This is a genomic window from Nocardia aobensis NBRC 100429 (assembly GCF_000308375.1).
Classification (GTDB): domain Bacteria; phylum Actinomycetota; class Actinomycetes; order Mycobacteriales; family Mycobacteriaceae; genus Nocardia; species Nocardia aobensis.
Map to the genome: position 1 here is coordinate 1 of NZ_BAFQ01000119.1, position 6,615 is coordinate 6,615.

The 6,615-nt window shown below is 70.5% G+C and carries 5 protein-coding genes and 2 pseudogenes; 4 read left to right on the forward strand and 3 right to left on the reverse strand.

The window, feature by feature from the left end; all coding sequences use genetic code 11:
- The 4 genes and pseudogenes from RJ03_RS35030 to aroB form a co-directional block, all read left to right on the forward strand.
- Window positions 1–379 (forward strand): annotated as a pseudogene (locus tag RJ03_RS35030) (hypothetical protein); the annotation flags it as partial.
- Window positions 380–423: 44 nt separating this feature from the next.
- On the forward strand, window positions 424–1,644 hold the full coding sequence (gene aroC, locus RJ03_RS15170; RefSeq protein WP_083870839.1) for a chorismate synthase: 1,221 nt from the start codon (window positions 424–426) through the stop codon (window positions 1,642–1,644).
- 56 nt (window positions 1,645–1,700) lie between these two features.
- Window positions 1,701–2,216 (forward strand): annotated as a pseudogene (locus RJ03_RS38405) (shikimate kinase); the annotation flags it as partial.
- Window positions 2,217–2,872: 656 nt separating this feature from the next.
- Window positions 2,873–4,009: a 3-dehydroquinate synthase gene (gene aroB / locus RJ03_RS15180; RefSeq protein ID WP_036502738.1), complete on the forward strand. Its 1,137-nt coding sequence runs from the start codon at window positions 2,873–2,875 to the stop codon at window positions 4,007–4,009.
- A 60-nt stretch (window positions 4,010–4,069) separates the two neighbouring features.
- Here aroB and RJ03_RS15185 read toward each other — a convergent pair whose 3' ends face one another.
- The 3 genes from RJ03_RS15185 to RJ03_RS15195 all read right to left on the reverse strand — a co-directional run.
- Window positions 4,070–4,543, reverse strand: a complete 474-nt coding sequence (locus RJ03_RS15185; RefSeq protein WP_036502750.1) for a B-4DMT family transporter — start codon at window positions 4,541–4,543, stop codon at window positions 4,070–4,072.
- Between the two features lie 48 nt (window positions 4,544–4,591).
- On the reverse strand, window positions 4,592–5,434 hold the full coding sequence (locus tag RJ03_RS15190) for a shikimate dehydrogenase (protein WP_036502741.1): 843 nt from the start codon (window positions 5,432–5,434) through the stop codon (window positions 4,592–4,594).
- The coding region (locus RJ03_RS15195; RefSeq protein WP_036502753.1) for an endolytic transglycosylase MltG at window positions 5,424–6,615 on the reverse strand (1,192 nt) is incomplete at its 5' end. The genes RJ03_RS15195 and RJ03_RS15190, both read right to left, overlap by 11 nt.

Sequence of the window (6,615 nt, forward strand, 5' to 3'; positions counted from 1 at the left end):
GCATCTGATCGCTCCGGCGGCGTGCGGGGCCGGAGATGTGAAATTGGCGCTCGGCACCGGTGCGGCCGCGGCGTGCGGAGGACCGTCCTGCTGGGTGTGGGCCGCGATCGGAGCGCCCCTGCTGACCGCCTCGGCCGGGATCGGCGTGCTGGTCGCGGCAGGTGTGGCCGCTCGCGCCGCCGCCGGCGACGCCGGCGGCGGCAGGCTGTTCGCGCGTGTCCGGGACGGCACCGCGATCGGGCCCGCGCCTTCCGGCGACCACCCTGCCGCGCCCCGCGATTCGAACCGTCGTCGCGGTGTGTTCGGCGCCTCGATCACCGTGCCACACGGGCCCGCGATGTGCCTGGCTACCGTTGCGGCACTGTGGCCCACGGTGTAGCCGCGCGGACACCGATGTCCGGGGAACCGTTGTGACGTGGAAAGATGGAGGTCGTGTTGCGCTGGATTACTGCTGGTGAGTCTCATGGTCCCGCTCTTGTCGCCATCGTCGAGGGGATGGTGGCCGGTGTCGAGGTGACCTCGGCCGATATCGCCGCGCAACTGGCGCGGCGGCGACTGGGCTACGGACGCGGCGCGCGGATGAAGTTCGAGGCCGACAAGGTCACCGTGATCGGCGGTATCCGCCACGGCAGAACCATGGGCGGCCCGGTCGCGATCGAGATCGCCAATTCCGAATGGCCCAAGTGGACCGAGGTCATGGCCGCCGACCCCGTCGACGAGGCCGAACTGGCCGAACTGGCCCGCAACGCTCCGCTGACGCGCCCGCGCCCCGGCCACGCCGACTACTCGGGGATGCTCAAGTACGGCTTCGACGACGCCCGCAACGTGCTCGAACGCGCCAGCGCCCGCGAAACGGCCGCCCGGGTCGCCGCCGGCACGGTGGCCCGGCAGTTCCTGCGCCAGGCCCTCGGCGTCGACGTCGTCTCCCATGTGGTCTCGATCGGCACCGCGGCGGCCCGCCCGGGTTTCGTGCCCACCGCCGCCGATCTCGAGGCTGTCGACGCCAGCCCGGTCCGCGCATTCGATCCCGAGGCCGAATCCGCGATGATCGCCGAGATCGAGGCGGCCAAGAAGGACGGCGACACCCTCGGTGGCGTCGTCGAGGTCGTGGTCACCGGACTGCCGGTCGGATTGGGGTCGTTCGTCAGCGGCGAACAGCGCCTGGATTCGCGGCTGGCCGCGGCCCTGATGGGCATTCAGGCCATCAAGGGTGTCGAGGTCGGCGACGGATTCGAGACCGCACGTCGTCGCGGCAGCGCCGCCCACGACGAAATGCGTCCCGGCCCCGACGGGGTGCTGCGCTCCACCAACCGCGCCGGTGGCCTCGAGGGCGGTATGACCAACGGCGAAGCCCTGCGCGTGCGCGCGGCGATGAAGCCCATCTCCACCGTTCCGCGCGCGCTGTCCACCGTGGACATGGCCACCGGTGACGAGGCCGTGGCCATCCATCAGCGCTCCGACGTCTGTGCCGTGCCCGCCGCCGGCGTCGTCGCCGAGGCCATGGTGGCGCTCGTGGTCGCGCAGGCCGTGCTGGAGAAGTTCGGCGGCGATTCCCTCGCCGAGACCGTCGACAACCTCACGACGTACCAGAAGCGTGTCCAGACCCGCCCGCACATCCCGGGCGTCGTGGCGTCGGAGGCATGAATGGCTGATCCCGCGCGCGGCACCGCCCGGGTCCGGCGCCCGGGACAGCCGTCGTGATCGTTCGCAGCGACCCCAGCCGGCCCAGCGTGATCCTCATCGGCCCGCCCGGTGCCGGTAAGTCCACGATCGGGCGCAAACTCGCCCGCGAACTCGGCGTCTCGCTCTACGACACCGACGCCGGGATCGAACAGGACACCGGTCGTAGCATCCCCGACATCTTCGCCACCGACGGCGAACCGGAATTCCGGCGCATCGAGGAGCGCGTCGTACGCCGCGCGATTCTCGCCGAACACGGCGTCGTCTCCCTCGGCGGCGGCGCGATCCTGTCCGCGGCCACGCGAGAGTTGTTGCGCGGGCGCACGGTGGTGTACCTGGAGATCAGCGTGTCCGAGGGACTGCGCCGCACCGGGGCGTCGACGAATCGGCCGCTGCTCAACGGCGACGATCCGAGCGCGAAATATCGCGAACTGATGCGCGTGCGGCGCCCGCTCTACCGCGAGGTGGCCTCCATCCGGATTCGCACCGACGGCCGCAGCCCCGGCCGCGTCGTCCGTGCCATTCTGGCCAAACTCGGCGTCGAACCGACCGAAACCCCGGCGCCGCAACCGGATTCGACGAGTACCGAACCCACCGGCACTCGCCGCTCCCGTTCCCGGGGGCGCCGTCGCCGCACGCGCGCCGCGGCCGACGCCACCCAGCCCACCACCACATCCGGCGAAACCGAAGCCGCACAAACGGATTCGCCCGAGACCGACCGCACTCAGCCGCGGCGCCGAGCACGGCGTTCCCGCCGCGGCGGTCGCCGGCACTCCCGCAACCGGACCGGCACCCCGCCCGAGACGGCGCCCATCGGGCCGGCCCCGGACCGCCCCACCGTCACCTCCGAACGGGCGCCGGGCAGTGCGGACGCGAAACCTCCTGCCGCACAGCCGAATGCACGGCCCGGACGGGTGCGCCGCACCGCCACCCGCGCCGCCGGGCCTCCCGGCACGAGCCACAATCCCGGCGCGACCGCGGCACCGCATCCGGAACCGGCGCGCCCGGTCCGCTCCGGCACGGAGGCACGGCCGGCGCACGCAGCCGACGAAACACCTTCGCCCGCCGCACATCTCGCGGGTGACGCCGCGCAGACCGCGCACGATGCGACAGCCGGGGCCGGTCGGTCCCGGCGCGCCCGCGCCCGCCGGGCACGCACACGACGAGCACTAGAGGAATCGGAGCAGCACACATGAGCGAGCCCACCCGCATCGAGGTCCGTACCGCCGATCCGTATCCGGTGATCATCGGCCGGGGGCTGCTGGGCGAACTGGTCGAGCAGGTCGCCCGCCATCCGGGAGTGCGGACGGTGGCGATCTTCCATCAGCCGCCGCTGACCGAGACCGCGGAGGTGGTGCGGCAGGCGCTGGCCGAGCAGGCCGTCGGCCCGCACGGTGACCCCCTCGACGCGCATCGCATCGAAATTCCGGACGCCGAGGCAGGTAAGGATCTCCCGGTCGCGGGCTTCTGCTGGGAGGTGCTCGGCCGCATCGGCCTGACCCGGCAGGACGTCGTGATCAGCCTCGGCGGAGGTGCGGCCACCGATCTGGCCGGCTTCGTCGCCGCCACCTGGATGCGTGGGGTGAAGGTCGTCCACGTGCCGACCACACTGCTCGCGATGGTCGATGCGGCGGTCGGCGGCAAGACCGGAATCAACACCGAGGCCGGCAAGAACCTGGTCGGCTGCTTCCACGAGCCATCGGCCGTACTGGTGGATCTGGTCACCCTCGAAACGGTGCCGCCCAACGAGATCGTCGCGGGAATGGCCGAGATCATCAAGGCCGGATTCATCGCCGATCCGGTCATTCTCGATCTGATCGAACGCGACCCCGCCGCCGCCCTGGACCCGAAGGGCGATGTGCTGCCGGAGTTGGTCCGCCGCGCGATCCAGGTGAAGGCCGATGTGGTGGCCGCCGACCTCAAGGAGGCGAGCCTGCGCGAGATCCTCAACTACGGGCACACCCTCGGCCACGCGATCGAACGCCGGGAACGCTACCGGTGGCGCCACGGCGCGGCGGTGTCGGTGGGTCTGGTCTTCGCGGCCGAACTCGGCCGGCTGGCCGGGCGCCTCGACGACGCCACCGCCGATCGCCATCGCGCGATCCTGGAGAGCGTCGGCCTGCCGACCACCTACGACGCCGACGCACTGCCGCAGCTGCTGGAAAGTATGCAGACCGACAAGAAGACCCGCTCGGGCATTCTTCGATTCGTCGTTCTCGACGGTCTGGCCAAACCCGGACGCCTGGAGGGTCCCGACCCGTCGCTGCTGGCTGCGGCCTACGCGACCATCGCCCGCGAGGACAGCCCCGCCGGCGGAATTCTGCTCTAGGACACGAAAATCCGGGCCGCGGAGACGATCCGCGGCCCGGATGAGCCGATCAGTCGGCGCTCAGGCCGGGGAGGCCGCCGCCGGCGGCACCGAGGATTCGCTCTTGCGTCGATCCCGTCCCACCAGGAAGCGGCCGATCGCCACGCCGACCATCGCCGGAATGAAGATCATCAGCACGATGAACGAGGCACCGGCCGTCAACTCGAACAGCAGACCGTTGTCGCCGAGGTCGAACTTCGGCACGAAATCCAGCAGCCACGCCACCAGCCCGCTGCCCACACCACCGACCACGCCGGCCTTCAGCCAGCGCATGGTGAGGTCGGCACCGCCGCGCTCCGGATCGGGATTGGCCCGCCGATCACTGCGACCGTCGATCAGCCCCCAGGCCACGCCCGCGACGACCAGCACGATCAAGCACAGGATGCGCATCCACGAGCCGTTGGTCGGCGAGTAGATCATGCCGAAACCCAGCAGGGTTCGCAGTACGACGGTCAGCGCACCGAGGACTATGGCGCGCAACACCCACGAATTCATGTCGATCACCTTAGCCTGTGTTGTGACGTCATCGAATTGGAACCCGTTCTAGAAGTCGCGACGATCCAGAGCCGCTGCCATCGCCGCCCGCGGTGCGGGCCGGCCGGTGAACTGTTCGACCTGGCCGTAAGCCTGATTCAACAGCATCTGCAAGCCGCTGATGACGGTATGTCCCGCGCGCCGCACGGCCGTAGCCAGCGGCGTCGGCCACGGGTCGTAGATCGCGTCCAGCACCACCGGCGCCGCCGCGACCGCGTCGGCCACCACCGCCGCACCGGCGGCCGGTACCGAGCTGACCACCGCGTCGGCGCGCGCACACGCCGTGCGCACCCGATCGGCGTCGAAATCGGAGAACTCCGTCGCCATCCCGAGCTGCCGGGCCAGGGCGAGAGTCGGCTCGGCCCGCTCGGCGTCGCGCGCGACCACGGTGACAGTCTCGGCGCCGAGTTCCGACAGCGCCAGCAGTGCCGGTCGCGCGGTGCCGCCCGCTCCGAGCACGACCGAGCGGCGCACCGATTCCACGCCTCCGCCCTGCAGCGCGCCGCGCACGCCGTCCACATCGGTGCAATCGGCTCGCCACCCGCTCGCCGTGCGCACCAAGGTGTTGGCGGAGCCGACCAGAACGGCACGCTCGGTCCGCTCGCCGGCGTAATTCAGTGCCGCGACCTTGCCCGGCATCGTCACCGACAGCCCGACCCAGTCCGAATCCAGCCCGTCGACGAGGCCGGGCAGTTGCTCGCCGGTGCATTCGATGCGCTCGTAGGTCCAGTCCAGACCCAGCGCCCGATAGGCGGCCAGATGCAGTTGCGGTGACCGCGAATGCGCGATCGGGCTGCCCAGCACCGCGGCCTTGCGTCCCGATGCCGGCGACCCCGTTCCGTTATCGGCCACTGTCGAGAATTCCGCTCTGCTGGGCGCGCTGGATATTGCGCAGATGTTCGCTGTAGCTCTCGGTGAACATCGTGGTCCCCTGTTTGTCGACGGTGACGAAGTACAGCCACGGTCCCGGCGCCGGACTCTCCACCGCGCGCAGGGCATCCAGCGACGGTGAGGAGATCGGTGTGGCCGGCAGCCCCGGCATGGCGTAGGTGTTCCACGGGGTCTTGCGGGCGCGGTCGGCGTCAGTCGTGGCGACCTCGGTGCGGTCGAGGGTGTAGTTGACCGTGGAATCGAGCTGCAGCGGCTGATCGACCGCGAGCCGGTTCACGATCACCCGCGCCACCTTCGTCATGTCCTGCGGCAACGCTTCCCGTTCGACCAGCGAGGCCGCGATCAGCGTCTGATACGGATTCAGTTTGTTCGTCGCCCCCGACTGCAGCAGTCCGGTCGTCTCATAGCCCGCGGCACTCTCGCTCACCAGCTGCGCCAGAATCTGCTCGGGCGTGCCGGACGGATCGAAATCCCAGGCGCCCGCGGCGATCATCCCCTCGAGCTGGCGGGTGCGATCGGGCACCTTGCGCACGGCGTCGACGGCCCAGGCCGGAACGCCCAGCGCGGTCGCGTCGGCGGTGGCCCCGGCGGCATCGAGTTGTTCGTAGGTCACGCACTTCTTGTCCGCACCGGTCCCGACGCAACTGGCGTCGGCGATCTTGCGGTAGATGCCCTCGTTGCGGGCGCCGGTGTTCACATCGGTGGAGTCGTGCAGCCGCCGCCCTTCGGAGACCACCACATTGCCCACCCGGGAAGTCTTCTTCAGCAGAGCCGCGACCGCGTCGACGCCCTTGCTGTGCGTCGGCACCGCGTAATAGCCCGGCTGCACCGACGTGATGCCCGAATTGCGCATGGCCGCTTGATAGAAGGCCCCGCTGCTGCGCACGACCCCCTTCTCGACCATGGTCTGGGCGATCTGTTCGGCGGTGTCACCGGTGTGCACCTGGACCACGGCCAGCGTGCCGGGCGATCCGTCGAAATCCTCCGGTCCGCCCATGGAACGGATGAACTTGTATCCGGCGTAGCCACCGGCCACCACGAACAGGACGACGAACACGCAGCCCAGAACGACCAGATTCCGGCGCCGGCGCTGCCGCTCGGCAGCCTTACGGGAGGCCACTCGGGTGCGACGACCGCGCCCG